Here is a 26319-nt window from a genome sequence, read left to right as displayed (position 1 = left end):
TCCCAGCCCCGCCTCCTCCAGAAGCTCACTTCCCTCGTCAGCGGAAGGCCGGGCCTCCCCCTGCGCCCGGCCTCCAGACGTCAGTGCCGTGGGGCTACTTGACGCAGTTGCTCCAGCCGCGCTTGCTGTTGCTGACGGTCATCTGCCAGTAGCGGGTGCCGCTGTTGTAGTCGATGGACACGCCGTCGCTGAAGTCGCTGGTGCTGAAGTTGCCGCCGATGCCGGACAGCAGGCAGGCCACGCCGCCCGGGTTGTAGTCCAGGTTGTGCGTGAAGGTGCCGGGGTTGCCCGCGATCCACAGCCAGCCGCCCTGGGCCGTGGGGACGTCCACGCAGATGGCGCGCGCGCCACCGGAGGCGCCCAGGTTGCCGCCCAGGTACCAGTTGTAACCGTCATTCCAGACGCGGGCGTAGTCGGCGTTGGCCGTGAAGCCACCCGCGGCCTCCACCTGCGTGAGGAAGCAGCGGCGGGACGCGGTGACGGCGCCCAGCAGCTTCGCCGCCTGGCCGTCGTACCAGGCCATTTCCGGGGTCCGGTTGGTGTCGGTATTGATGCACTGGACGCCCGTGCCCAGGGCCTTGCTGTTGGTGTGGTTGACGAAGATCTGCCAGTTGCCGGCATACTGGAACACGCCCGCGCCGGACCAGCTGGTGCCCTTCAGGTTGCCCTGGATGCCGGTCAGGAAGCAGGTCCGGTCCGTGGAGGTCCCGATGCTGGTGGAGGTGTAGCCGTTGGCGGAGGTGCCCCACCAGTAGGTGCCGCCCAGGTTGACACCCTGCTCGCTCGTCGCGAGGGACGCGTCCTCGGGAGCGGCCGGGGCGGCGGCCTCGTTGACCGCCTCACCGGCGGACTCGCCTGCCGCGGCTTCGTCCATCATCTCGCCACCGCAGCCCACCGCGAAGAGACACAGGGGGGCCGCCAGGAACAGCTTCCGCGCGAAGTGATTCGTAGACATGACGTTTCTCCGTTCAGCGTCGAGGAATGCCAGCGATGCGTCCTGCTGGCCGGGGTTCGTTCCGGCCGGGTCGCCAGCGGGGAACGCGACGGTGCATGAGCAACGAAGATGCCAACGCCGCGTCCCAGGGGGCGGGGCGACGGAGGCCGCGAAGGACGGCAAGCCTTGCATGCCCCCGGCGCGTGGGGACCGGCAAGACTTGCACGGACGACAAGAGTTGCACGGTGGGGCCCTTCGCAGGAGGTGTGTCCGGCCAGGGTCGGGAGGACCTTCCGCCTGGAGGAAGCGGCACGGGCGCATGAGGTGCTGGAAGACGGCCGCGGCCAAGGTCGGGTCTAATGGCCTCCCATGTCTTCGCTGCCACTGTCCGAACCACCTCCCGAGAGCAACCGGGCCGCCTTCGCAGATGTGCTGTCCGACGATCTCGAGCGGGCGCGTGCCCTGCTCGCGAGCGTCCCGAGAGCGCCGCGCGCACCCTCGAAGGAGGCCCGGCGCCTGGTGCTCGCCTTCGCGGGCCCCCAGCGCGTCATGCTCTACGCCAGCCTCTTCGCCCTGCTCGCCGGTGGGCTCGTCTGTGCCCTCTTCCAGTCCCCTCGCGCCGTGGGGGACCTGTTGCTGGACCTGCGCTCCTTCGAAGTCCCCGGCGTCGTCGACTCGGTCGAGGTGGGGATGCGCAAGCGCAGGCCCCGTCCGCCCGTGTACTGCGCGCGCTTCCACTCGGAGGACGGCACGCTGGTGGGGCGCAGTTGCGAGCCGGGCGGTAGCTTTCAGCCGGGTCAGCGCGTGGTCCTCGAGTCGCGCGGAGCCCAGGCCCGGATCCGTGGCACCACCCTTACCCCCATGGGGCGCATGGGAGGGCTGGTGCTGTTGTTCCCCCTCGCGGGCGCCGTGGGCCTGTTGCACGTCGTGTGGACCAACCACCGGGAGTCACGCGCGGCCCGCGTGGGCATCCCGATTCTCGCGCGGGTGACGTACTTCGGCGACGGAAAGCCGGTGCGCAAGAAGGGGCCGCCGCCCACGGAGCTGCGCTGGAGTTTCATCGCGCGCGGCGAGCGGTATGAGGGCCGTCTCTCCCTGGACACCGCGTCCGAGTTCGACTTCCTCCCCAGCCGCGACGTCATCGTCGTGCTCTACGACCCGGCGGCTCCGGGCATCAACACCGTCTACGTGCCCTAGTTGCCGCAGGAACTTCAGCTGCTCAAGCAGACCCACTTGTTGAAGGGGATCTCCTGACAGAAGCACTCGCCAAAGGTGCCATTGGCCCACTGGCAACCCGTCTCCGCCCCCGGACTACAGCGGCGGGTCTGGAGCGTCTCACAGCTGCTGATGAGCTCGGCGGAATCCTGACCGGACGGAACACCGCTCTCGACACCGTCCGTCACTTCAGTGCCACCACAGCCCATCCCGAAGATGGAGACGACGGCGAACATCGCGAGCCCACGAAGAGACATATGACACTCCTTTTCGCTGGTGAGATGCTGATGCAACAGCGCATGAGAGTGTTAGTCAAGGCTTACCCGAAAAGCACGATGTCACTGAAAAGCTCCGCACGGAGCGGTCCCAGCGTTTGAGATTGCGGAATGGATTGTTGAACGGCTCCGAGCCCTTGGCAGTCAGTGCTTCGCCGGAATAGGACGTTGCTTCGCACGCAGGCTCAGCAGAACGCCCACAAGCAGGGCGGTGCCACCCAGGAGCAGCCGCTGGGTGAGGGGCTCTCCGAGCAGCAGCACCGCGCCCACCGCTGCGATGACCGGGACGCACAGCTGCACCACCGCCGCACGCGCGCTGCTCAGGTGGGGCAGCGCTGCGTACCAGAGGCTGTAGCCCACCCCCGAGGCGAGCGCGCCTGACGTGACCGCGAGCAGCAGCCCCTTCGACGACGGGTGGGGGGCCGCGTCCAGAGCGCGGGCGAGCATCACGAGTGCCAGGGCCAACGGCACGCTGCGCATGAAGTTGCCGGCCGTCGCCGCGAGAGGGTCCGTGCTCCCACGCCCCCGCAGGCTGTAGATGCCCCACGCCACGCCCGCCGCGGCCATGAGCCCCGCGCCGAGCGCATCCGGCGCGCTCGCTCCAGGAAGCGTGAGCCCCGCGAGCCCTGCGAGTGCCACCGCGAGCCCCACCCACTCGAGCGCGCGCGGCCGCTCACCGCGCGCGAGCCCTGCCGCGAGCATGGTGAGCTGCACGCAGCCGAAGAGCAGCAGGGCACCCACGCCCGCCCCGATGCGCACGTACGCGAAGCTGAAGCCGGCCGCATACGCGAAGAGCGCAAGCGCCGAGACCCAGCTCCCCTGCCCCGTCGCCCTGCGGTCGCCCCGCCGGAGCCGCAGCAGCAGCGCGAGCACCAGCGCTCCCGACGCAAGCCGCACCAGCGTGAACGAACCCGCGTCGATGCTGCGCGCCGCGCCCCCCGAGAGGGCAGCGCGGCACAGCAGCGAGTTCGCGGCGAAGCCCAGGAGGGCAAGCAGGGTGAGGAGGGGGGTGCTCACGCAGCAGGGACATAGCGGGCCGCGTGACGCGCGTCACCTACCCTGGGCGCATCACAACGCGCTGCAGGCCCAGACGCCCAGGGGCGTACAGAAGCAATTGGGATTCGGGTGGCCCGGCAGACAGCAACTCCGCTACCCGCCCACGGGCGAACACGGGGTCCCCGCGAGCTTGCTGCAGCGATTGTTCAGCCCACAGAGGGGGATGGATGGGAGACAGACGATCCATTCGGACAGGTCTGAGAGCACGTGACGAGGGCGCTCGACTCCTGCCTCCTTGAGGGGTTGAGCGGCATCGAATCACAAGAGGGGCCGAGCAACTGCCGGTCATCGACGCAGGTAATGCAACGAGGTGGCCGGCTCGCCATGGCCCAGCACGATGTGCCAGGCGTTGTCGTGCCACAGAGCCACAAGCTGCGTCGCCAGTGCGTCGACGGGCCATTCGTGGACCCTCTCCCAGCCCTTGGCGTTGCGTGCCAGCGCATGGATGACCACGCCGGCCCTGGCACGTGTCAGCGCCAGCAGCCAGGGCTCGCCGCGCGGGCCCTCCGTGAGTGCGAAGCCTGACACCGGTCCGAGCTTGCACTCGGCCGAGAGACTGCGCGGCGCGGTGCCGGCGTCGGCCACCCACAGCTCGCTGGGTGGAGTCAGCTTCGGTGCTGTATAGCGCGACAGCGCCCAGAACGGCCGGTAGGGCCTGACCATGCGTTGAAACGCGACGAAGCGCAGCCCAGGCCGGTCCCACCACTGCGGCAGCGCCGCGTCGGACAGCAGGCCGGCTGGCGCGCCCTCATCGGTCAGCAGCAGGGTCTGGCCATCCGCGGTGTTGACGCTCATGGATGCAGTCGGAGCGCCCGGCGAGAAGCGTGGATTGAACAACCATTGCTCCGGCCTCAGGCTGTCCGCCACGCTCCACTGCTCACCCATGTCGAGCTGGATGCGCTTGTCCAGCTGGGGCCAGGGACCGATCGGACGAGCGGGACCAAACATCGTCGGCGGCCCGGTGGGATCGAGCAACGGCTCGAGGGCGGTGTGGGTCAGCTGCAGCGGAACACGCAGATTGAGCTCGAGCACGAAGCGCATGTCCGGGCCGACGACACGCGCATCGACGGCACGAATGCTCGACGACTCGTTCTCGATGCGCCGCAATGGCGTGGCCTGCCCATCGGCTTCGAGGCGCGCGAACGTCAGGGTGCTGCGGGCTTCGAGGCGATCGCGGTCGAACACGCCGAGGTGGACACGGCGCCGATGGGTGAAGAGCCAGAAGCCGGTGACGAACTCGCCGAACTGGAACTCGCCGAGCGGCCGAGGTGCATTCATCCTGGGATTCTCCCTGGCCCGCCCTTTCGGCAGCGCAAGTCAGCGCGAAGCCGACGGCGCCGTCTACAGCTGCGCCAATATCGCCATCTCGACTCGCATCGGCCTCTTCTGCACCATTTCAGGGTCGCGCGAACCGCCCATGCCAAGCGCCGGAACGAACGCATACATTTCGTCTACAGCTGGCGCACCAAGCCGTGGGAACGCGGCCTCATAAACATCGACACAATACGACGCCTCCAGCCCCGGCCGGTCGCACAGCAAAGTATCCATGACGAACTCCAGGTCGCCCTCGTCGCCCACTTCGTCAATGCAGTTGTGCACCGGGTTCAAGGCCTTGTATTGGCCTTCATGATGGAAAATCAGATGGCCAAATCCGCACTTGAGGAAGGCGTAACAGTGCGTCGGATCCAGGCCCCACATGGAAAAGAAACCCCCGAAAGCGGAGGGAGACACGAACCGGAAGAAGCCGTCGGCATAGCTATTCCTATTCACAGTATCCAAGAACGTCTTGAGTTCGGCGGGAATGCTGCGCCCAGTTCCGGCTGAGGCATTGGCGCCGTGCTGCTCGTGCAACGGATAAGTAGAAAGAAATGTGTCCATGGAGTCAGCTCTTGAAGTTGATTCGCAAACGGAAGTTCGTCGCGACCTGATCTTCACCATGACCTACGGGTGTTCCGAATTCAACGCTTCAAGCGTCAGGCGCGGCACGTGACGCGGATGACCGCCAGTCCGCACTCGGGCCATTCCGTGGGCCAGTACTTGCGCGGGCCTGCGGTTTCCACCTTGGTCCCGGTTCCGACTTCCCGAAAGGACTCGGGCTTCGGTCGGCCCTGCACGCCCACCGTTCGGTGAGCAGGCGGTCAGAAGACACACAGGATGGGGGGCATCATGAAGAAGATGAAATGGGCGCTGGGGTTCCTGTCGCTGCTCGCAACCGCTGGCTGCTCCGACGACGCCTACTACGACCCGTACTACTACGACACCGTCTATTACGATCCGTATTACGGGTCGTACGACGCGGCGTGGAGCTACGCCTGGGTCGATCCGGTCTACGGCTATTGGTATTACAACATCGGCGGGGTGCTGGCTCAGTCCACCGCCAGCGGGCAGCCCCAGGCTCCCGTCGACGTGAACGCGGCGGCCACCCAGCTCGCGGCGAACGCCTCATCCACCTTCACACCCGCCGGGTGCGCCACCGCCACCGCGTCGGCCGCGACGGTGAACTACACCTTCAACAACTGCTCGGCGCAGACCACGCTCCAGCAGCTCTCCGGCAACGTGCAGCTGGTGCTCGCGGACAACCAGGGGCAGCTCGGCATCACGGCCACCTCCTCCAACCTCACCATCAACGGAGCGCCGTACAATCTCTCCATGCAGATCGTCGGCGCCCCTCCCGACGGGAACCAGCGCCAGGTGACCATCACCTCCAACAGCTACTCGCCGGATCGCTTCGACACGCGCTCCTCCCAGAGCACGGTCAAGTGGGTGACGGGCAGCGGGTGCTTCACCCTGGACAGCCAGTCGACGTCCACGCGGAACAGCCTCAATTCAACGACGAACGTCTCGGGCTACCAGCGCTGCGCCAACCAGTGCCCGTCGGCGGGGTCCGTGACGACGCAGACGAGCCAAGGGACGTTCTCCTCGTCGTTCGACGGCTCCGACACCATCGAGGTCACCGGTCCGGGCGGTGACACCCAGTCGTTTTCCCTGGACTGCTGAGCCCCGGGCGCCGCAGGGGCGGGCGGGAGCATCCGGCTCCCGCCCGCTTCAGGCGCCTGCTTGCCGTGGCTCCCGTCGCAGGGTCCGTTTCACCACGCAGGTCCCCTCCCCCAGGGACGTCCGTCGCGGGCACCCTCCCGTCAGGCCCTTGCCTGCCTCTCCAGACAGATGACGCGCGCATGACGATATTGCGTTCATGCCGCGGCTCGTCATGGGCCGGGCTTCAACTGATTCGGAAGCGCATCCCGCGCGCTGAGGAGGGACACCCGTGCTGAATACCGAACCTGTTGGCGAACCCCTGCTTCATCTGGAGAGCCGCCGCCTGCTGACCGAAGCCCGGAGGGCCCTCCCTGAAGCCTTCGACGCCCGGGGCCGCCTGCTCTCCCCCATCGCTGGACGGTGGATGACACCGCCTGCCTGGTTCAATGCCAGCTCACCCATCGACGGCAGCGTCATCGCGGAGCTGCCGCTGCTCGGCGCCGCCCAGGTGGCCGCGGGCGTCGAGCAGGCAGCGGCGGAGTTCGTGCCCTGGGCGGTCCGTCCGCTCGAGGACCGCGCCCAAGCCGTCTCGGAGGCGGTGGTGCTGCTTCACGCGCATCGTGACCTGCTCGTGCGGATCCTGGCGTGGGACATCGGCAAGACGCTGCCCACGGCCTACAACGACGTGGACCGGTGTCTCGCGGGCAGCGCGTGGTACCTGGAGCGGGTGGGCCCGATGCTCGACGGCCGGAAGCCGCTCGGCCTGGTGTCGAACATCGCCTCCTGGAACTATCCCTTCTCCGTGCTGCTGCTCAACGTGCTCGTGCAGGCGCTCGCGGGCAACTCGGTCATCTCGAAGATTCCGACCCAGGGCGGCGGTGTCTCCCTCACGCTCGCCTTCGCCCTGCTGCGCCGCGCGGGCCTTCCCGTCTCGCTCGTCGGCGGGCGCGGCAGGGACCTCTCCGAGGCGCTCGTCGGCCATCCGTGCATCGCGGGGGTCGCCTTCATCGGAGGCCGCGCCAACGGTGCACAGGTCCACCGCCGCCTGCGCGACACGGACAAGCGCTACGCGCTGGAGATGGAGGGCGTGAACGCCTACGCCATCACGCACTTCACGGATTGGGACGCGCTCGCAAGACAGATTCGAGCGGGCTTCGACTTCGGCAAGCAACGCTGCACGGCCTACACCCGGTGGGTCGTCGAACAGTCGCTCGTCCCGAGGTTCGTCCGGACGTATGTGGACACCGTGTCGACGCTGCGTGTCGGCAATCCGGTCCTGGGCTCGCACGTGGACTTCGGGCCCCTCATCTCCCAAAGCAAGGCGGAGGAGCTCCGCTCCCTCATCGCCGAAGCGCGAGCGCAGGGCACGGCGGTGCTGCACCAGGGCGAGCTCGCGGAAGACGCCTTCACGTCGCGGCAGGAGCGGGGCGCGTATCTGCCGCCCGTCCTGCTCTTCGGCGTCCCGCGCGACAGTGAGCTCTACCTGCGCGAGCCCTTCGGCCCTGTCGACGTCCTGGTGTCGGTGGACTCCGAGGAGGAGCTGGTGCGGGAGGCCAACGTCTCCAACGGCGCGCTCGTGGCCTCGGTGGCGACGGACGACCCCGGGCTCGCCCAGCGCATCGCCTCGCGGCTCCACGCCTTCAAGGTCGGCATCAACGCGCTGCGCTCGCGGGGCGACCGCGAGGAGTCCTTCGGCGGCAAGGGCGGCTCGTGGGCGGGCGCCTTCGTCGGCGGCACCCACCTGGTGCGCGCCTTCACCGACGGCCCCCATCCCATCGAAGGCAACTGGCCGGACGGGAGTTGACGGGGGACCCGGTCCTTCATGTCTGGGATTGACGCGAAGGCCGAGGCAGGCCCGGACCACCGTCGGCGCGGAGGTCCGGGCCCTGCGTCCATCAGGCCGTTGCGCGGCCTCGGGACGCGGTGCGCATCAGGACAGGGCCTGGGCGCCGACGCCGTTCCTCATCTCCTTGCGCACCGCCTCGCTGACGCGCTCCCGGACGACGTCCGCCATGCGCTCGCGGAGGTCATCGCCCACGCGCTCGCGCACGGCGGCCACGAGGCTCTCGGTGTCGATAGGGCCGGGGCCCTGCGACGGGAAGCCGCCCAGGTGCTGCTCACCGAAGCCGCCGCGCATCGTGGGACCCATCGGGCCCATCGAGCCCATCGACTCGCGGATGGCGTCACCCAGCCGCTCCCGCAGCGCCTCGTGCAGGTGCTCGCGGAGGTTGTTGGACAGCCGCTCGTGGAGGGTGTCGACCAGGCGACCGCGGAGCGCCTCGGCGATGCGCTCCGGGTCCATCTGGCCGAAGGACTGCGAAGGGATGCCCGCGAAGCCCATGGTGCGCTCGCTCATCCGCTCGCTCATCCGGGCGCGCAGTTCGTCACCCAGCCGCTCGCGCAGCGCGTCGCGCACGCGCTCGCGCAGGCCACTCTGGACGCGGTCGCGGATGCCGTCCGCGACGCGGTCGCGGAGGGTGTCGGCGATGCGCTCCGGGTCGATGGCCTGCATCCTGCGCTCGGACAGCGCGGAGCGCAGCGCATCCGCGAGCCGCTCCTTCAGCGCCTCGCGCACCCGCTCGCGCACGGCGGTGTGGATCCGCTCGGACACGGCATCGGTGAGCCGGGTGCGGATGGCGTCGGCGATGCGCTCGGAGTCCACCGGCGCGAAGCCCTCCATCCCCATCCTGCGCTCCGTCATCGCGACACGCAGGGCCTCGCCCAGCCGCTCGCGCATCGCGTCGCGCACGCGCTCGCGCACGATGTAGCCGAGCCTGTCGCGGAGGGCGTCCTCGAGCCGGTTGCGCACGCGCTCGGCGATGCGGTGGGGGTCGACCTGTCCGCCCGCCTGCTGGATGCTCATCCAGTTCTCGGCCAGGGCGCCGCGCAGCGCCTCACCCAGCCGGTCCCGGAGCACCTCGCGGGCGCGCTCGTGCACGCCGCTGGTGACGCGCTCGTGGATGACGGCGGCGAGGCGGCTGTGGATGGCCTCGGCGAGGATGTCCGGGTCGACCGGCTGCCCGCCGCCCATCCCCTGCTGCATGTTCATGGTGCGCTCGCTCAACGCGTTGCGGACCGCGTCGCCGACGCGCTCGCGAATCTCGGTGCCAATCCGCTCCTCCAGTCCGGAAACGACGCGCTCGCGCACCGCGTCGACGATGCGGGTCTTGAGGGCGTCGCCCATCGTCGGATCTCCCTGCATGTGGAACTGTTCATTGCTCATTGAGAGGCCTCACGGGTGCTGCGGTTGGCACGACAGGCGTGGAGCGTCTCGGCCTGCCGCGTGAGGCGGATTGATAGGGGCATTGGCCGTGGGCGGATACAGGGCCCGGGGATGGCGCATGTGTTGGAGCCCACCCTTCGGGATGCGCTCGCGGAGAGGGGCTGACAGGCTCAAGCATGGGGCATCGGACGGACGTCCCCAGCTTGGGGGCTACAGCCCGGTGCTCTTCAGCAGCAGGCGCGCGTTCTCGTCAGGGAAGAACCCGGATGCGTAGATGTTCGCGTCCGTGACGAAGGCCTGGTTGCCCAGGAGGGCCAGCTTCGGTCCGGTGGTGGAGCGGATGAACAGCGGCACCGCGAGCTGCGTCTCCGGCCAGCGCACCATGCCGTCCACGCCGAAGGACGTGTCCAGGTCGCCATTGGCCTGGAGCCGGAAGAGCACGGGCTTCGCGTACACGTCCGCGTAGACGAGGATCTTCCCATCCGCCTGGATGCGCAGGCCGCTGACGTCCACCACGTCGAGCACGCCCGCGGGCGCGGTGAGCTCCCGCACGCCCGCGGGGCCGAAGGTGACGTCCGGCTTGCCGTCCGCCGTGTACGCCACGAGCTTGAGCACGCCGTGCTTCGTGCCGCCCACCTGCACGTCCTGCCGCTCGCCCGCGAGCAGGATGCCGCCGTTGGGCCGGGCCACCAGGGCGTGGGCCTGACCGCCCTCGCTCTTCGCGAGGCCGGAGGTGCCGAACGTCAGGTCCTGGCTGCCGCTGGAGGTGATGCGCACGGCCGCGAAGTGGTCACCCCCACCCAGGACGACGCTGGAGCCCTGGAGCACCATGCCCTGCACGGCTTCCGCGTCCGTGTACGCGCCGCCAATCCAGCTGCCGGACGGGCTGCCCGCGGACTTGAACGTCGTGTCCAGCGAACCGTCCGCGTTGTAGCGGATCACCGCGAAGTCCTCGTCGAGCCCGTCGGACTTGGTCAGGAAGCCGCCGACGTAGAAGCGGCCGTCGGCCAGGGGCAGGATGCTGCGAAGGGTGCCCACGAAGTCGACGGCGTTGTCCTCGCCGAAGTGCAGGCGCGAGCGGCCCGTCTTGTTGAAGCTTGTGTCCAGCTGGCCGTTGGCCTTGAGCTTCACCACCGCGAAGTCGCGTGAATCCGAAGCGCTGCCGCCCCGCGCGAAGCCCGCGACCAGGAGGCTGCCATCCGCGAGCACCGCCACCGTGTCCGCGCGGTCGTCCTGCTCCCGCTGGCCGGAGATGGGGCCCTTGGCGGGACCTTCGAAATCGAGCACCACGGAGCCCTGCGTGCCGAACGACGTGTCCACCTCACCGGACGCGGTGTAGCGCCGCACGAGCAGGTCCACGCCGGTGGTGGCCAGGTTCGCCTCGGTGGAACCCACCACCACGAGTCCGCCATTGGACACCGCGAGCGCCCGGCCTTCCTCGGCGGGGAGCTTCGTGCCGGCATCGGGCGGCGTCCCCGCGTCCGCCTGCATCCCCCCGTCCGAAGACGGGCTGTCGTCGCCTCCGCAAGCCCCGCCGCCCACGAGCAGGGCACCCGCCATCAGTGCCACCCACCCAGCCTTCCGCACGCTGTGATTCATTCGAGATGTCCCTTCCGGCCTGTCCGGTGCTGCCGCCGCACCGGGGTTACGCCGTCAGGGGCATTTATTTCCGTCCTTCACGCAGGGTCCTTCCTCTCACGGAGTCCAGGAGGGCGTACGGCCGCTGCGGAAGGAGGAGCTCGAGACCGCCGAGGCCGCGGCGCCCCGCGCTCAGGCCGCTTCGACGCGGGCGCAGTAGGCGTCGAACGTCTTCTTCCAGGCCGGGCGCGCGATGCAGCGCCGCTGGAAGGCGAGCACGTTGGGATGGTCCTTGACGACACTCTCGTCGGTGCCGGCGCCCAGCACATGCGTCATCAGGATGTCCGCGACGGTGAACGCGTCGGTCGCGATGAACTCCCTGCCCGCGAGCCAGCCGTCGAGCTGCTTCAGGCGCATGTCCCCCCACTGGTGAAGCGCATCGCTTGCCTGGGTGCCCTTGCCGCCGTTCAGGTCGACGAACCACGCGGTCAGGACCGGGACTTCAATCGTGTTCAGCGCCGCGACGCACCAGCGCAGCACCTGCGCTTCGCCGGCGAGGTCGCGCGGCATCAGCTTGCCGCTCTTGCGGGCGAGGTAGAGCAGGATCGCGCCCGACTCGGTGACGACCACGCCGTCGTCGTCAATCACCGGAATCTGTCCGAACGGATTGAGCGCGCGATACGCGGGCGTATCAAGGTCGTGCCGCGGATGATCCATCCCCACGACCTCGTACGGCAGACCCATCTCCTCCAGCGCCCACAGCACGCGCAGGTCGCGGGTCTTGCCGCGGGCCATCTTGTTCACTCGGGAGAAGCCATAGACCTTGAGCATGCGCGCATCCTACTTCGCGCGCAGGTCAGGGCTCGAGGAAGCCGCCGCGCACCCACCCGTTGGCGACGTCCCGGGTGAACTTGAAGTTCACCGGCACACGGTGCTTCGCGACGGTCGCGCCAGCATCGTCGATGGCCGAGAGCAGCGCGTGGGGCTCATACTCATCAGCCACCATCTCGAGCCGGACCTCGTACCAGCGGCCCTCCCAGGCGATGGAGAGCTTCCGGGTCATGGCCTGGTCGCGCTGCCGCGCGGAGCGGTCCAGGACCTCCGAGGCCGTCTTCACGAAGGTCGCGAAGGCCGTCGCATCGAAGGGCTTGGGGTTCTTCTTGTCGCGGCCCATCACCCACGGACTGATGAGGACGGGCTCGGAGATCCCCTGCTTGCGGATCTCCACGGCCCAGCCGTCATCCTCCTCGTTCTTGATGACCTTGGCCGTCCAGCCGTTCTTCCGCCAGAACGTAGGCTCCATGACTTCGGGTTCGGCGGGCGTGCGCTCATTGCTCATGGGCACTCCTCATACCCTCTGACGGTGACATTGGGAGATGCAGAATGCCTGCCACTGCCCCAGACGGACTCCGGAGCAGGTCCCAGCGTGGCACCGCCTGCTTGACCTGCCCCTCGTCACCTCAGAACACGCCGTTCAGCTGCAAGCCGCCTCCGTCCGGGCCCACGATGGGGGACAGGCTCGCCTGGATGACGCCCGGGAGCTTCCGCGTCTCGGGCGGACGGGCGGGGTCCTCCGACAGTCCCAGCTCCCCCTGGAGCCGCTGGTTGTAGCCGTCCGCCAGCTCGCGCGCCTGGTAGGGCTCGATGGGATGCGGGTTGAGCCACACGCCATAGGTGAGGACGCCCACACCCACCAGCGCGACGCCCATGCCGGTCAGGCTCAGCGCGAGCCGCGTGTCGTCGCGCTCCAGGTTGCGACTGACACAGGCGCTGAAGCCGGGCCTGCCGAGGTCGCAGTCCTCGTCGCTGGGACCCACCACCCCGAGGACCAGGCCCAACCCCGCCACCATCGTCGCTCCGCCCACGACCCCGATGACGGTCTTCTTGCGCATCTTGGACTCGTACGCCGCCACCAGGTCGGCCCTGCCCAGCTTCTCGTAGAACGCCATGCCCTGCAGCGGCTTCTTGTGCTTCCCCTCGTAGGGAATGCTCCAACGGGCGAGTGTCTTCGGAGGGATCATCGACAGGCCGCCATTGCCCACCATCCAGGGGCTCACCGCCGTCGCCACGTAGTCGTCGAAGCCGATGTGCCGCAGCTCGTACTGATCCTTCGCCTCCGCGAAGGAGAGCACCGGGCGCTCCGGGGCCGGTGGCGTCGTGGCCTCCGCGGGCGGCGCGTCGGCGCGGGGGGCGTCCCCGGTCGTGTCCGCCGGACGGGCCTCCTGGAGGGAGGGGACCTCGCTGGCGGCGCCGGAGAGGGGCTCCTCGGCGACAGGGGCCGCGAGCGAAGCCATGGGCACCAGGACGACAGACATCCACAGGTTGCGAATCATTGGCACCGCGTCATATCGAGTGCCCTCTGTCCAAGTCCACTTTCGTGGGGGACGTGGTGACAGACAGAACAGCCCCCGGTGTTCGAACCCCCAGCACTCACTGCTGGAGGTCACAGACCATGGGCATCTCGATGGACCGTCGCTCCCTCATCCAGGCCAGCCTGGGGCTCACCGGAGGACTCGCGCTCCTCCGGGGCACCCCGGCCCTCGCGGCACCCCGGCCTTCCGCGTCCACTCCGTCCGCCGCGGAGGCGCCGCGGCCCTGGTACGAGCTGGGCCTGATGGCGGACCCCATCATGGACAGCCAGCTGCTGCACTTCCTGGCCGCGACCTACAGCGCCCAGGCGGACATTGGCGAGGTGCTGGACACCGCGCACCGCATCGTCCCGGGAGATGACTGGAGCTGGCCCCACGAGTGGGTTCGCACGGCCGACCGCGTCCACGCCATGGGGGACGCGAGCCTCGCCCGGCGTCACGCGCTCAGCGCCGGCAATGCCTACCTGCGCGCCGCCAACTACTACCGCGCCGCGCTGATCCACCACCCCGAACCGGCGGACCCGAGCGTGCTCGCCACCGGGCGCAAGGCGGTGGACGCGTACAACAAGGCCATTGCGCTGCTCAAGCTCCCCGCCGTCGCGGTGCGCATCCCCTACGAGGGCACGACGCTGCCCGGCTACTTCTTTCGCGCGCCGGGTGCCCGCGGCAGCGCGCCCCTGCTCATCTTCCAGCAGGGACGCGACGCGTGGCCCGAGGAGTCCAAGTACGTGATGGATGCGGCCCTCGCGCGGGGCTACCACTGCCTCATCGTCCACGCGCCCGGACAGGGCATGGCCATCCGTGAGCAGGGGCTCCCCTTCCGCCCCGACTGGGAGCAGGTCATCCGGCCCGTGGTGGACTTCGCCACGTGCATCGCGGGCGTGGACTCGCGGCGGATCGCGCTCCTGGGGTGGAGCATGGGCGGCGCGCTCGTTCCCCGCGCCGCCGCGTTCGAGCGGCGCATCAAGCTGCTCATCCCCAACCCCGGCGTCCTCAACTGGGGCCAGAGCTCCTTCGAGCAGTTCAACGCCTACTTCCCGGAGCTCATGCCGCTGCTCGACAGCGACCCCCAGGCCTTCGATGCGGGCATGGCCCAGCTCATGGAGCAGGTGTTCCTGTTCCGCTGGTACATGAAGGACTCGATGAACAAGCACGGCGCCAGTTCGCCCTCGGACCTGCTCTTCAAGCTGCGGGAGTTCAACAACGAGCCCGTCGTCCATCGCATCCGCTGCCGCACGCTCGTGATGGACGGCACCGCCGAGGCGTTCTCCCAGGGCCAGGCCCGCCTGCTCCACGACGCCTTGACCTGCCCGAAGGACTACATGCTCTTCACCCAGGAGGACACCGGCCTCCTGCACTGCCAGGAAGGCGCGCAGGCCGTCGCCAATCACAGGATGTTCGACTGGCTGGACGAGTACATCTGAGCGTCAGGAGGGAGCGGGCTCCAGGCGGACTGGGGGCCCTCTCAGGCCCGGGGTTTCCAGGTCAGCCACTCCCCCGGGCGTGCCAGCTCCACGTTCACCTTCCGCTTCCGCGCAGCGGCCAGGAGCAGCGCTTCCGCATCCGGGACCTCCTGGTAGTCCTCGGAGGCCGCGACGCCATAGTGGATGGGAACGAGGAGTCGGGCCCCCAGCACCACGGCCGCGGCGACCGCCTGCTCCGGTGTCAGGACGGCGTGGACGTCGCTCACGGGCTTGCGCCAGCCAAAGCGCGCCCCGTTGATGGGCAGGAAGGCAGCATCGAAGGGGCCGAACTGACGTCCGATGTGCCACCAGGAGCCGTGCCACAGCGTGTCGCCGCAGTGGATGATGCGACGGCCTCCTCCGGAGACAATCCAGGACACCTGATTATCGCCATAGCCGTCCGCCGCTGGAACGGCGGTGGCGGTGAAGTCATTGAGCAGGACGGGCTCGTAGAGCGGAGCGGACCGCACCCGGAACCCCGCCGCGGCGGCCACGGCGGCCGTGTCCGGGGCGCACACCAGCGTGCCCGTGTCCCCCAACACCTTGCGAACGGCCATCCGGTCGAAGTGGTCGGGATGGCGGTGGGTCACCAGCACGAAGCGCCCGCCGTCGCCCACGTCCAGGGGGACGAGCGGGTCCTTCAGCGCGGGCCCCCACACCGCAGGGTCGAGCAACGGGTCCAGGAAGAGCGTGTCCCTCCCCAGCTGCAACCGCACTCCGGCCCAGGCCAGCCGCTGTGCGCGAAGCGCCGCGCTGTCGACAGGCTTCGCCGCACGGCCCGTGCCCGGGGGCAGCAGCGCCGCGCCCGCGGCGAGAGAGACCGCCGCGCGCAGGAAGTCCCGGCGGCCGGTCCGCTCGGGCCGTGCTGCCTCCGCCGAAGCCTGGAATGGAGTCATGGCGTGCCTCCTCACCGGGCCACCACGGGGGCAACGGGGTTGATGCCGAAGAGACGCACGCCCGTCTCCGTCCGCGGCTGGTGACGACTTCCCGGCGGGAAGAACAGGTACGAGCCCGGCCCCAGGCGCTGCTCGCCTTCAATGAGCTCACCGCTCATCACGAAGACCTCCTCGCCGGTGTCGTGGACGTCCACCGAGGGCCACTGACTCCCGGGGACCATGTCCACGACCCAGACCCGCACGTCACGGGTGCTCGGCAGGTCCCGGCGCAGACAGCCGGGGCCGACGATGACCGGTTCGACGTCGTCGATTCGCACGGACCTCCAGGGGGGTACGGCAGGGCTCTGCGTCCTCGGGGAGCTGTCTGACTGGGGCATCCGTCCGCCTTCCTGGCAATGGGGCGACAACGTTAAGGAGGCCCCTTCCATGAGGGCAGCGAAACGATTTCGCGAAGTAGATGAACGCCATTCATGTGAAGCTGCCCTGGCATGCTCGAGCTTCGTCACTTCAAGCTGATTGCCGCGGTCGCCGACACCGGGAGCCTGGCCGCGGCGAGCCGACAACTTCACCTCACGTCCTCGGCGCTGAGCCACCAGCTGCGCGACGCCGAGGAGCGCCTGGGCGTGAAGCTCTTCCAGCGCCGCCAGCGCCGTCTGCTGCTGACGGGCGCGGGCGAGAACCTGCTCCACTCGGCGCGCCGGGTCCTGAGTGAGGTGGCCCAGGCCGAGGCGCTCTGCCGCGCACACCCGCAGGACGACCTGCTCCGGCTCAGCACGGGCTGCTACACGGTGTATGGCTGGCTGCCGCCCATCCTGGGACAATGGCAGGCGGAGTACCCGCGCGCCGAGCTGCGCATCGTCCTGGAAGCGACGCGTCAGCCCGTCGACGCGCTGCTGAACGGAGGGCTGGATCTGGCGTTGACCACGGACGTCCCACGGCAAGCCCGCCTGGCGCAGACCGCGCTCTTCGAGGACGAACTCCTGCTGGTGGTTCCCGCGGGCCACGCGTTGGCGCGGCGCGGCCATGTCACGGCGGAGGAGCTGGTGTCAGAGCACCTGCTCACCTATGCCGCGCCCCGGGAGCAGTTGGATGTCTTCACGCGCGTGCTCTGGCCCGCGAACGTGGAGCCTCGGCGGGTCTCACCCGTGCCCCTCACCGAGGCGCTCATTGAATTGGTGCGAGGAGGGGTCGGCGTGACGGCGTTGCCCGGATGGATGCTCCCAGCCCAGCGCCAGGGATTGCACACCCTCAGGCTCACGCCCCGCGGGATTCGCCGCCGCTGGAGCGCTGTCACCCGCACGTCCCGCCAGCGCCCCGCGTCGTTGACCCGCTTCATCCAGCTCCTGCGCGAGCGCTTCGCCTCGGGCGGACCGAAGGCACCCCAGCTGCCCGTGGGCATCGTGTGACAGCCTGCTGGCGGATTTTTCCCGGCTCCACTTCCCCAACACCAAGACCGCTGCTCGATGAGGCATCAGCCTCCGCTGGCGGGCCTTCCCAACTCATGCCACTCCAGCTAATCTAGACAAGCGCGTAAGCCCACCGCGCGTTCGGAGGAAGCGTGAAGACATACATCATCGCAAGCGCACTCGCGGCTGGACTCCTCGCAGGTTGCGGCGGAGTCGAGGGGAACGGACTGGAGACTGAGCAGCCAAGCCTCGCGTCCCGGGAGGACCGACTCCTGTGCATTACCCAGTACAGCATCGCGTACTACAGCGACGCGACCTACACCACCCAGGTCGGCTCCGAAGACTGCTGGTGCGGGAACACGCCTACGCGGCAAGGTACGCGCACACCGTACCGCCAGGTGCTCCAGGAAGAGTCCTGCTGAGTGACGACGCGGCCCGCTCCAGTCACCTGGAGCAGGCCGCTGCGGTCCAGACCGAACGTCCACCGATCAGGCGGGGCGAGCCCACAGGTCGCGGAGGTCCGGCGGCAGCTCCCCGGCGATGTCGTCGCTCTCTCCGGTGGAGATCTGGGCCTGGATGGCACTGAAGACGGCGCGGATGATGGGTTCGGTGTCCTCGGGCTCCATGTCCAGGTCCTCGGCCACCATCGACATCATCTCCGCCCGGCCGAACTTCTGGGGCGGAGGACCGGCCTCGTGACGGTCGCACCGGATCATGAGCTCCCGCAGCTTCATGGGCAGTTGGGCCTCCAGATCTTTGTCCTCTTCGCCGACAAGACGCTGCTCCAGCACGCACAGCACGGAGACGGCGGCGTCCTCCGCGGCCTGCTCGCTCGGGAGCTTGCCCACGTCGCACAGGTATTTGAGGAAGGCTTTGTAGGTCTGCGACGTCCGGGACTCGTGGCGCATGCGGCGGCGCTCGTCGAGCGGGACGGACGTCCTGCGCTGCGTGGGGCTTCCTAGCTGCTGTCCGGAGCCGGGGATGTCGTGCGCTGCCATGTCCGTTGCCTCGTTCCTTGGATTGCGGTCCAAACCCAAAGCTGAAGTGTCCGCGAACCTGGAGGAAGGCACGCGCCGCCCTGCGAGCCGCCCGCTTCCCGCTGGCGGGGGGTGACGGGAAGCGCCTGCTCCCACTTCCGTTGCCGCCCTTGCCATGGCGCGGGTGCATCCGAACCGTTGAGAGAGGGGCCGCATGGCGCGGTTGCTCTCTCAAGTGAGGTTCCGTCATGCGTGAAAGCCTTCGACCCAGGGGAGAGGCGCTGCGCAGCGCAGCCCGCATGATCGCGGTGCGGAGAGCCGAGCAGCCGGAGACACCCCTGGTCCAGCTCATCACGGAGGCGGCCCGCCACTTCGACCTCTCGCCGAGCGAGGAGCTGATGCTTCAGGCGGACCTGCTGCCCGGGCCCCCAGAGGCGCCTCCACCCTGAGGGTGACGAAGCAGCCCTGTCAGGTCAGCACTGCGGAACCGAGGGCTCAGCGGTAGTACGCGTCGACGAGCGACTGAAGATGCATCCTGTCGTCGAGCCTCTCCGACACGAGCTGGCGGTGGAGAGCCATCAACTCCTCGACCTTGATGCCGTAGGGGGAGCTGCGCATGATCCGCGTCCCAATCACCTGGTCCGTGAGGAACCGCGCGACCTCTTCCGGGGTATACCGCTCCACGGGGGGCAGCATGAGCCGCGCGAACGAACGGGCGATCGCCATGGCGAAGTGCGCATCCAGATCACTGAAGTTCCCCAGGTTGATGTCGAGCCAGCGCGCCTCGCTCCCCTGGAGATAGCGGGCCAGCGTGGCGATGCTCGCGATGATCGTGGGAATGCCCTCGGGGGGGCGGGCCGCGGTGGGAAGGTATTCATTCCCCTTCGCATAGGCCCCCGGATTTGCCCCTGGGCGCTGCGGGCTGACCTTGAACACGCCAGCGCCCACGATCAACAGCCGGCCCCCCTTCCCCGCGTACCCCAGGATCGCCGAGCGTGAGGGGTGCAGATGCCCCGCGACGTCCATGATGGGCGTCAGGTGGTCGCGCATCGCCCCCAGGAACCCACCCGTCTCCGTGGCTCCCACGGCGGCGGCGTACTGATCCACGAAGAACTCGTGGCCCTCCTGGAAGAGCAGCCGCAGGCGGTTGGTGGCGGCGGAGCCTCGCACCACCCACTCCGCTCGGGCCACCGTTCCCACGATCCGCGTGACGTTGTGCTGGGCCTTGAGCCACACGTTCCGGTCCCCCGCCGGGAACGCCGCCGCGAACCGATCCTCCAGGGAGCCCGGGCCCGGACGCGTGAACCAGAAGACGTGCGCCGCCCCATTCAACAGGGCCTTCTCCACGCACCACGCCGCCGTCGCCGAGCCCCCCTCCACGGCCACCATGCTGCCCCGGAGCGCGACGTTGTCGTTCAGGTAGTTGTCGCCCGTGTAATAGACACCCGGCGGCGCGGCGTCGGTGTAGTTCGTGGTCTGCGCCGCGGGCCCGGGGCCCGTGGCCACGATCACCCGCCTGGCGTACAGGTACTTGTGCCGGTTCGCGTTCTCCTCGCCATACACATAGGAGACCTTGAAGCCCTCGCTGGCCTCCGTCACCGAGGTGACCAGCGCGTGACGGTACTTGCTCGCCCGGGCCCCGCTGGAGCGGAAGGTTCCTTTGCCCCGGGGGCCCTGGGTGAGTTCGATCTGGCTCGCGTACACATCCGAGCCCAGGAAGGGATCCTCCGGGGCGCGATCCCGCGCTGGCTCTCCCGTGTGAACGCTGTGCGGCGCGAAGCCCGGCGGGCGGACGGGATGCTCCAGTGGCAGCATCAACAGATTGGGAGTCTGTCCCATCCGGTGCTCGCCGCGACGCGCCCAGGGTTCGGGCGCACCAATCACCCCCACCCTCTCCGACTCCCCCGGAGGAAAGAAGCTCAAATAGACAGCCGCGGTCGTACCCGCGCCAATCACGATGCGCTCGTAGGTGGAAGTCATACTGTCAGTATGTCAGGATTTGCCTTCGACACATCAAGAGCCACCGCCTCCGCCACGGCTTTTCCTCACCTCCAGGAGTCACCGCCATGCGTGACACGCGCAAGAACATCTCCGAACATATGTAAACAAACCCGGCATTGCCTGCCTGACACTCAGCCCTGCGGACTCAGTTTTTCTTGAATTCTGGTACTCTCCCGTGAAACATTCCAAGAAGCTGGGAAGAACTGATCCAGTCCGGGAGTGGGAGAACACCATGTTCAAGAGTGCGGCAGTCCTGGTGGTGAGCTGTGGTGCGTTGCTGGCGGGCTGCGGTGGCGAGGCCGATTCACAGCTCGGGGCCCAGGAGGAGATCGTCTCCAACCTGATCGAGGCCGGGTTCCCCGAGAACGACATCATGGTCGTCGACGGCGACGTGTACGTGGGGCGCGACGCCCACGTGACGCTCGAGACGTCCCGGGAGATGCTCCAGGCGGGCCATGAGACGGCGGAGCAGTACCGGACCACGAACCTCGTCGGCACCAGCGTGACGAAGATCTGCGTCAACCCCACCGCCACGTTCAACAGCTACAGCCGCCTGAGCGAGGGGCTCGATCTGGCCATCGAGAACTACAACAGCCAGGGGCTCTCCTTCACGATGGTGCGTGGACCGGCCACCGGCTGCAGCGCGAGCATCGCCGCCAAGACGACGTCCGGCGTGGGTGGCTCCGCGGGCTTCCCCAAGGGCGGCAAGCCCTACGGCACCATCAACATCGGCGTCGGGTTGCAGGACTACAGCGTGGACGTGAACGAGCACGTCATCACCCACGAGCTTGGCCACACGATCGGCTTCCGCCACTCGGACTACTACAACCGCGCCATCAGCTGCGGCAGCGGCGGCAACGAGGGCGCCTCCAACGTGGGCGCCATCCACATCCCGGGGACGCCGACCACGGCCACGGTGGGCGGCTCGGTCATGAACTCCTGCTTCCGTTCGAACGAGAGCGGCGAGTGGAGCAGTTCTGACCGCACCGCGCTGAACGCCCTCTACTGAGAGCCGTCGCTCCAGCGTGGTCAGCAGGCCTCTCCTCCTCATCGGAGGGGAGGCCTCACTGCGGCGGGTGCCCCTCCGAAGAGAGGGCCTCTGCTGCCATTGCCGCGGTGGCCGTCACCTTCGCCAACTACACGCTCGCGCTCACCGGCCTTGCGCCCGGCTTCCGATTCCCGCTCGCCGTCGGCGCCATCCTCCTGCTCTCCGGGGTGAACTACTTCGGCGTGCGGCCCGGGGCGCTCACGCAGAACGTCTTCACCGTGCTCAAGCTGCTGGCGCTCGCGGTGCTCGTGGGCGCCGGGCTCCTGCTCACAAGCCCCCAGCCCGCGGTGGTGGAGGCCATCGCCGCTCGTCAGGCGCCCGACTCCATCGTGCTCGCCATGGGGGCCGCGCTCGTCCCGGTGCTGTTCAGCTACGGGCCATCCTCCTCACGGGCACGGGCACGTATGGCGAACTGCTCGACTACGTCGTCTTCGCCGACTGGCTCGTCTTCGGCGCCACGGCCGCGACGCTGTTCGTCTACCGCGCGCGAGCGGAAGGGCCTCGTGCCCCGCGCCGCGTACCGGGTGCCCGGCCATCCCTTCACCCCGCTCCTCTTCATCGCGGCGGCGCTGTACGTCCTGCTGGGCTCCGCGGCCTCCAACCCGCTCAACGCGCTCAAGGGCACGCTGCTGCTCGGCGCGGGCGTGCCCGTGTTCCTGTACTGGCGCCGGCGCACCCGGCGGGAGGCCGCCCCGTCAGCCCTGGGCGCGCCCTGAGCCGGACCCGCTAAAAAGCACGGGCCATCAAATGGGCTCCAGGCGCCCCCGCTACCTTCCTCCGCGTCGTTCCCCACGGAGGAGCATCCAGATGCACGCGGAGTACCTGAAGCAGGACGAAGACGTCGTCATCATCGGGCTGGCGGTGCGCATCGCCCCCGAGCAGGCCGCCCGGGACATTCCCCTCCTCTGGCAGCGGTTCATGCAGATGCACCTGCCCACGCTGGAGCCCACGCATGACGTCTATGCCGTCTATTGCGAGTACGAGCGGGACCACACCGGCCCCTACACGATGCTCCTCGGGACGCGAGTCGACGCGAAGGCGCCCGTCCCCGAAGGCCTGCGCAGGGTCGTCCTCCCCCGCGGTGCCTACGCGCGCTTCATCGCCCGGGGAGACCCGGCCCAGGCGCTCTGGCGGACCTGGTCCCATGTCTGGAATGAGTGGGAGCGGCGCGGTGAGCGGCGCTTCGCCGCCGACTTCGAGCGCTATGAGCGGGCTGCCCTCGGCCGGGACACCGTCGAGGCGGAGGTGCTGGTGGGCCTCGCCTAATCCGCGATGCGGACGCGCACCTCGGTGAGCAGCTGGTCCACCGGGGTGCGGGAGGGGTCGTTGAGGTAGTGCTCGACGACGGCGTCCGGAGCCAGCTCATACCCGCTGGAGGGGAACCACCGCCCGATGACGTCCAGGTACGTCCGCGCGAGCTGCCCGTAGTCGCCGCGATGCAACCCGACCGCGTACGTGCCTCCGGGAAGCTCCATGATGCCCACCTCGTCGGTGGCGCTGAACGCTTCACCGACGACGACACAGGCGTCGAAGCGCAGCAGCGACTCCGCGGTGACCTCCGGGTCGTCCGGGCACACGCCGTAGAGGACGGGCCCTCCTCCGAGCAGGCCCTGCGCCCCTGCCCAGGTCAGCATCCGCTGCCACAGCGGCCCGACGTTCGCGTAGCTGCCCCGGTGGCGCATGAACGCCACGCGGATCGGCGGATGGCTGCGCACCTGGACGTCCACTCCGGTTGCACCCGCGTGGTCCTGACGCCACGCGAGCACTCGCGAGGAAGGCTGCTCGCGGAACCCGGACGGAGGCACGCCGAAGCGCGAGATGAACGCGCGCGTGAAGGCCTCATGGGACTCGTAGCCAGCCTCGAGCGCGAGGTCGAGCAGCCGCGCGTCCCCTCCGGCGCGGAGCCTGCGCGCGGCACGCTCCAGGCGCAGGCGGCGCACGTGCTCCATCACCGTCTCGCCCATCTGCATGCGGAAGATGCGATGGAAGTGGTGCAACGAGAAGGACGCGGCCTTTGCCAGGGTGGCGGGCTCGAGGGGCGTGTCCAGGTGCTCCTGCAGCAGCTGCTGCGCTTGAAGCAGTCGCCGTTGGTAGTCGGCTTCCGTGGTCTGACGGCGAGGCATGCGCGGACTCCATGGCACAGCGCCAGGGGAAAGTCCTCCGACCACCCGAGCGACACGTACGGTTCGACCGGGAGCGCCAGCACGGCGTCGGGGTCCTCGCCCCCTCCTCTCTCAACCCGGACGCCTTCACGACGTTCATCGGGCTCGAGGTCCTCAAGAAGCTGAGGGAGCTGACACCAGCGTCTTCCGCAGCCGCGCGATGTCGCGGGAGGGAGGAGCCCCGAACAGCCGGCTGTATTCGCGGCTGAACTGGGAGGGGCTCTCGTAGCCCACCGAATGGCCGGCCATCGCCGCGTCCATGGCCTGCGCCAGCATCAGGCGGCGGGCCTCCTGGAGCCGCAGCTGCTTCTGGTACTGCAGCGGGCTCATCGCGGTGACGGACTTGAAGTGGTGGTGGAGCGCGGACGGGCTCATGTGGACGGCGCGCGCCAGCCGCTCGATGCGCAGGGGCGCGGCGTAGTGCTCCTTGAGCCAGTGGATGGCGCGGGTGACGGACTCCCGGCGGCTGTCCGCGACGGCGATGCGCCGCAGCCTCTCCGAGTTCTCACCGGACAGCAGGCGGTAGAGGATTTCGCGGATGACGAGCGGCGCCAGCACGGGGATGTCGCGCGGCGTGTCCAAGAGCCGCACGAGCCGCGCTGTCGCATCCAGCAGCGGCGCACCCACCGGCCCCAGCGCCAGCCCCCGGACCATGTCCGTGGGCCCGGAGGACTCCAGCTCCGCCTCCATCATCAGGCTGCCCAGCTGTCCGGGCTCCAGGTCCAGCCGGAAGCACAGGTAGGGCGCGGCGGGAGAGGCCTCCACCACCTGCCCCGTGACGGGCAGGTCCACCGAGGCGACCAGGCACTGGTCCGGGCCATAGACATACAGCTCCTCACCCAGCATCACCTGCTTGCGGCCCCGCGCCACGATGCACAGCGCCGGTTCGTGCAAGGCATGCAGCGGCGTGGTGGGCTTGGAGGCGCGGATGAGCACCATGCGGGGGATGGCGGTGGTATGGATGCCATCCGTCGGCGCGTGGCGCTCCAGGAGCGTCGCCAGCTCGGACAGGTGCGGGGCCAGGGCGGAGTCAGGGCGGGCGGTCGTCATGCGCCCTCCGTCTTAATCCCGGCGCGGCCCGGATGCCCGTGCAGGAATGGGCAAGAGTCCGCGAGCATCCGGATACCGCCGTCACGGCCCGGTTTGAGAGGGTGTGTCCATGCCCGACGCGCTCTTCGCGCCGGGCCATCCCACGAGGACCGACCCATGACGACGAACATCCAGGGCAAGGTGGTGGCCATCACCGGAGCGAGCAGCGGCATTGGCGAGGCGACGGCCCGCCTGCTCGCCGGGCAGGGGGCGAAGGTGGTGCTGGGCGCCCGCCGGACGGACCGGCTGGAGGCGCTGGCCGCGGAGCTGAAGGCGAAGGGCGGCGAGGTGTCCTTCCGCGCGCTGGACGTGACGAAGCGCGAGGACGTGGAGGCCTTCGTGGACTTCACGGTGAAGACGTACGGCCGGCTGGACGTGCTCGTCAACAACGCGGGCGTGATGCCGCTGTCGCGGCTGGAGGCGCTGAAGGTGGACGAGTGGAACCGGATGATCGACGTGAACATCCGGGGCGTGCTGCACGGCATCGCGGCGGGGCTGCCGGTGATGAAGCGCCAGAAGGCGGGGCAGTTCATCAACCTGTCCTCCATTGGCGGGCACTCGGTGAGCCCCACCGCGGCCGTCTACTGCGCCACGAAGTTCGCCGTCATGGCCATCTCTGAAGGGCTGCGCCAGGAGGTGGGCGCGGACCTCCGCGTGACGGTGATTTCGCCGGGCGTCACCACGTCGGAGCTGGCGGAGAGCATCAGCGACCCGGAAGCGCGCGACGTGATGCGCGACTTCCGCAAGGACGCGATTCCGGCGGAGGCCATTGCCCGGTCCATCGCCTACGCCATCAGCCAGCCCGCGGACGTGGACGTGAGCGAGATCATCATCCGCCCCACCTCCAGCCCGTACTGAGGCTTCAGGGCCCTTCTGGCGGGGCCAGGCGCGGGCGCAGGGCGTGCGCCCGCGCCCCCGATGTGATGCACTTCCCGGGTGCTTGAAAGCGTCACCATCGAACAGCTCCGGACGCTCCGCGCGGTCGCGGAGGAAGGCAGCTTCACCGCGGCGGCCCGCAAGCTGGGACAGGGGCAGCCCGCGGTCAGCCAGGCGATGCAGCGGCTGGAGAAGCAGCTGGGCCTGCGCCTCTTCGACAGGAGCGGCCGGGTGCCCCGGCTGACCGCGAAGGGGGAAGCCGTCGTCGCCGCGGCGGAGCGGCTTCACGAGGACCTCGCCGTCTTCCAGTTGGTGATGGGCCGCATCAAGAGCGGAGCGGAGACGAAGCTCTCGCTCGCGGTGGACGCCATGTTCCCCACGAGCGCGCTGCTGACCTTCATCCACGAGCTCGCCGAGGCCCACCCCGGCGTGGAGCTGGCGCTCGAAGTCGAGTTCCTCGCGGCGGTGACCGCGCTCGTGCGGGAGCGGCGGGCCACGCTCGGCATCGCGGGGACGGACCTGGACCTCGCGGGATTGGAGCAGCGTCCCATCGCCCTGCTTCGGATGATCCCGGTCGCCGCGCCGTCCCATCCCCTGGCGGTGGGGAAGGACGTCATCACGGAGGAGCGACTCGCCTCCGCCGTGCAGATCGTCCTCACCGAGCGCACTCCGGCGGGCCAGCCCGGCTCCTCGGACCGGGGCGTCTTCTCGACGCGGACGTGGCGGGTCGCCGACCTGATGACGAAGCATGCGCTCATCGTGGGCGGGCTGGGCT

General features: G+C 69.1%; 28 protein-coding genes. 12 read left to right on the top strand and 16 right to left on the bottom strand.

Features of this window, described 5'->3' with window-relative positions; translation table 11 throughout:
* Window positions 1–94 precede the first annotated feature (94 nt).
* Window positions 95–955, bottom strand: a complete 861-nt coding sequence (locus tag D7X12_RS19800) for a hypothetical protein (RefSeq protein WP_120626842.1) — start codon at window positions 953–955, stop codon at window positions 95–97.
* Between the two features lie 348 nt (window positions 956–1303).
* On the opposite strand from D7X12_RS19800, the gene D7X12_RS19795 reads away from it, so the two are divergent.
* Window positions 1304–2131 (top strand): hypothetical protein, encoded by an 828-nt coding sequence (locus D7X12_RS19795; RefSeq protein WP_147443733.1) that lies wholly within the window; start codon window positions 1304–1306, stop codon window positions 2129–2131.
* A gap of 14 nt (window positions 2132–2145) precedes the next feature.
* Here D7X12_RS19795 and D7X12_RS19790 read toward each other — a convergent pair whose 3' ends face one another.
* The 4 genes from D7X12_RS19790 to D7X12_RS19775 all read right to left on the bottom strand — a co-directional run bounded on the left by D7X12_RS19790 (window position 2146) and on the right by D7X12_RS19775 (window position 5358).
* Complete coding sequence (locus D7X12_RS19790; protein WP_120626840.1) at window positions 2146–2406, bottom strand: hypothetical protein; 261 nt, start codon at window positions 2404–2406, stop codon at window positions 2146–2148.
* Between the two features lie 162 nt (window positions 2407–2568).
* Window positions 2569–3441 (bottom strand): DMT family transporter, encoded by an 873-nt coding sequence (locus D7X12_RS19785; protein ID WP_120626839.1) that lies wholly within the window; start codon window positions 3439–3441, stop codon window positions 2569–2571.
* Between the two features lie 324 nt (window positions 3442–3765).
* Window positions 3766–4758 (bottom strand): hypothetical protein, encoded by a 993-nt coding sequence (locus D7X12_RS19780; RefSeq protein ID WP_120626838.1) that lies wholly within the window; start codon window positions 4756–4758, stop codon window positions 3766–3768.
* Window positions 4759–4821: 63 nt separating this feature from the next.
* A complete protein-coding gene (locus D7X12_RS19775) occupies window positions 4822–5358 on the bottom strand; it encodes a T6SS immunity protein Tdi1 domain-containing protein (protein ID WP_158620078.1) in 537 nt (178 codons plus the stop codon).
* A gap of 288 nt (window positions 5359–5646) precedes the next feature.
* Here D7X12_RS19775 and D7X12_RS19770 point away from each other — a divergent pair, with 288 nt between their 5' ends.
* Both D7X12_RS19770 and D7X12_RS19765 read left to right on the top strand, forming a co-directional pair.
* On the top strand, window positions 5647–6477 hold the full coding sequence (locus tag D7X12_RS19770; protein ID WP_147443732.1) for a hypothetical protein: 831 nt from the start codon (window positions 5647–5649) through the stop codon (window positions 6475–6477).
* Between the two features lie 268 nt (window positions 6478–6745).
* Window positions 6746–8260 carry an aldehyde dehydrogenase family protein gene (locus D7X12_RS19765; protein ID WP_120626835.1) on the top strand — a complete coding sequence of 505 codons (1515 nt, stop codon included), beginning with the start codon at window positions 6746–6748 and terminating at the stop codon, window positions 8258–8260.
* A 126-nt stretch (window positions 8261–8386) separates the two neighbouring features.
* Here the strand turns inward: D7X12_RS19765 and D7X12_RS19760 are convergent, their stop codons facing one another.
* From D7X12_RS19760 to D7X12_RS19740, 5 genes are all read right to left on the bottom strand, one after another.
* On the bottom strand, window positions 8387–9679 hold the full coding sequence (locus D7X12_RS19760; protein ID WP_120626834.1) for a DUF445 domain-containing protein: 1293 nt from the start codon (window positions 9677–9679) through the stop codon (window positions 8387–8389).
* A 210-nt stretch (window positions 9680–9889) separates the two neighbouring features.
* Entirely contained in the window at window positions 9890–11239 is a 1350-nt protein-coding gene (locus tag D7X12_RS19755; protein ID WP_244224656.1) for an NHL repeat-containing protein, read from the bottom strand.
* Window positions 11240–11449: 210 nt separating this feature from the next.
* Window positions 11450–12088 (bottom strand): glutathione S-transferase family protein, encoded by a 639-nt coding sequence (locus tag D7X12_RS19750; protein WP_120626832.1) that lies wholly within the window; start codon window positions 12086–12088, stop codon window positions 11450–11452.
* 25 nt (window positions 12089–12113) lie between these two features.
* Window positions 12114–12596, bottom strand: a complete 483-nt coding sequence (locus D7X12_RS19745; protein ID WP_120626831.1) for a hypothetical protein — start codon at window positions 12594–12596, stop codon at window positions 12114–12116.
* A gap of 121 nt (window positions 12597–12717) precedes the next feature.
* Window positions 12718–13590 (bottom strand): hypothetical protein, encoded by an 873-nt coding sequence (locus D7X12_RS19740; protein ID WP_120626830.1) that lies wholly within the window; start codon window positions 13588–13590, stop codon window positions 12718–12720.
* Window positions 13591–13709: 119 nt separating this feature from the next.
* Here D7X12_RS19740 and D7X12_RS19735 point away from each other — a divergent pair, with 119 nt between their 5' ends.
* Window positions 13710–15050, top strand: a complete 1341-nt coding sequence (locus D7X12_RS19735) for an alpha/beta hydrolase family protein (RefSeq protein WP_120626829.1) — start codon at window positions 13710–13712, stop codon at window positions 15048–15050.
* 41 nt (window positions 15051–15091) lie between these two features.
* On the opposite strand, the gene D7X12_RS19730 is transcribed toward D7X12_RS19735, so the two are convergent.
* Window positions 15092–15985, bottom strand: a complete 894-nt coding sequence (locus tag D7X12_RS19730) for an MBL fold metallo-hydrolase (protein WP_120626828.1) — start codon at window positions 15983–15985, stop codon at window positions 15092–15094.
* 11 nt (window positions 15986–15996) lie between these two features.
* Window positions 15997–16302, bottom strand: coding sequence for a cupin domain-containing protein (locus tag D7X12_RS19725; RefSeq protein ID WP_244224655.1), 306 nt, complete (start codon window positions 16300–16302; stop codon window positions 15997–15999).
* Window positions 16303–16473: 171 nt separating this feature from the next.
* Here D7X12_RS19725 and D7X12_RS19720 point away from each other — a divergent pair, with 171 nt between their 5' ends.
* Both D7X12_RS19720 and D7X12_RS45590 read left to right on the top strand, forming a co-directional pair.
* Window positions 16474–17391, top strand: coding sequence for a LysR substrate-binding domain-containing protein (locus tag D7X12_RS19720; protein ID WP_120626826.1), 918 nt, complete (start codon window positions 16474–16476; stop codon window positions 17389–17391).
* 152 nt (window positions 17392–17543) lie between these two features.
* A complete protein-coding gene (locus tag D7X12_RS45590) occupies window positions 17544–17813 on the top strand; it encodes a DUF6289 family protein (protein ID WP_120626825.1) in 270 nt (89 codons plus the stop codon).
* Window positions 17814–17879: 66 nt separating this feature from the next.
* On the opposite strand, the gene D7X12_RS19710 is transcribed toward D7X12_RS45590, so the two are convergent.
* Window positions 17880–18389 carry a DUF2267 domain-containing protein gene (locus D7X12_RS19710; RefSeq protein WP_120626824.1) on the bottom strand — a complete coding sequence of 170 codons (510 nt, stop codon included), beginning with the start codon at window positions 18387–18389 and terminating at the stop codon, window positions 17880–17882.
* Between the two features lie 227 nt (window positions 18390–18616).
* On the opposite strand from D7X12_RS19710, the gene D7X12_RS19705 reads away from it, so the two are divergent.
* A complete protein-coding gene (locus tag D7X12_RS19705) occupies window positions 18617–18817 on the top strand; it encodes a hypothetical protein (RefSeq protein WP_120626823.1) in 201 nt (66 codons plus the stop codon).
* Between the two features lie 46 nt (window positions 18818–18863).
* On the opposite strand, the gene D7X12_RS19700 is transcribed toward D7X12_RS19705, so the two are convergent.
* The gene (locus D7X12_RS19700; RefSeq protein WP_147443730.1) at window positions 18864–20348 is read right to left on the bottom strand and encodes a hypothetical protein; all 1485 of its coding nucleotides are present in this window, start codon (window positions 20346–20348) and stop codon (window positions 18864–18866) included.
* A gap of 253 nt (window positions 20349–20601) precedes the next feature.
* Here D7X12_RS19700 and D7X12_RS19695 point away from each other — a divergent pair, with 253 nt between their 5' ends.
* From D7X12_RS19695 to D7X12_RS19685, 3 genes are all read left to right on the top strand, one after another.
* Window positions 20602–21378: a zinc-dependent metalloprotease gene (locus tag D7X12_RS19695; RefSeq protein WP_120626821.1), complete on the top strand. Its 777-nt coding sequence runs from the start codon at window positions 20602–20604 to the stop codon at window positions 21376–21378.
* Window positions 21379–21485: 107 nt separating this feature from the next.
* Complete coding sequence (locus D7X12_RS19690) at window positions 21486–22133, top strand: hypothetical protein (protein ID WP_120626820.1); 648 nt, start codon at window positions 21486–21488, stop codon at window positions 22131–22133.
* Between the two features lie 91 nt (window positions 22134–22224).
* On the top strand, window positions 22225–22683 hold the full coding sequence (locus tag D7X12_RS19685) for a GyrI-like domain-containing protein (RefSeq protein ID WP_158620077.1): 459 nt from the start codon (window positions 22225–22227) through the stop codon (window positions 22681–22683).
* Here D7X12_RS19685 and D7X12_RS19680 read toward each other — a convergent pair.
* Together D7X12_RS19680 and D7X12_RS19675 are read right to left on the bottom strand one after the other, a co-directional pair.
* Window positions 22680–23540: an AraC family transcriptional regulator gene (locus tag D7X12_RS19680; protein WP_120626818.1), complete on the bottom strand. Its 861-nt coding sequence runs from the start codon at window positions 23538–23540 to the stop codon at window positions 22680–22682. The genes D7X12_RS19685 and D7X12_RS19680 overlap by 4 nt on opposite strands.
* Window positions 23541–23693: 153 nt before the next feature.
* The gene (locus tag D7X12_RS19675) at window positions 23694–24629 is read right to left on the bottom strand and encodes an AraC family transcriptional regulator (RefSeq protein WP_120626817.1); all 936 of its coding nucleotides are present in this window, start codon (window positions 24627–24629) and stop codon (window positions 23694–23696) included.
* 156 nt (window positions 24630–24785) lie between these two features.
* Between D7X12_RS19675 and D7X12_RS19670 the strand changes: the two genes are divergently transcribed.
* Complete coding sequence (locus D7X12_RS19670) at window positions 24786–25526, top strand: SDR family oxidoreductase (protein ID WP_120626816.1); 741 nt, start codon at window positions 24786–24788, stop codon at window positions 25524–25526.
* A gap of 78 nt (window positions 25527–25604) precedes the next feature.
* On the top strand, window positions 25605–26319 hold a 715-nt coding region (locus tag D7X12_RS19665; RefSeq protein WP_147443729.1), incomplete at its 3' end, for a LysR family transcriptional regulator.

It is taken from the genome of Corallococcus sicarius (assembly GCF_003611735.1).
Taxonomy (GTDB): domain Bacteria; phylum Myxococcota; class Myxococcia; order Myxococcales; family Myxococcaceae; genus Corallococcus; species Corallococcus sicarius.
Note: the sequence above shows the minus strand (reverse complement) of the source record. Positions and strands in the feature narration are given on the sequence as shown.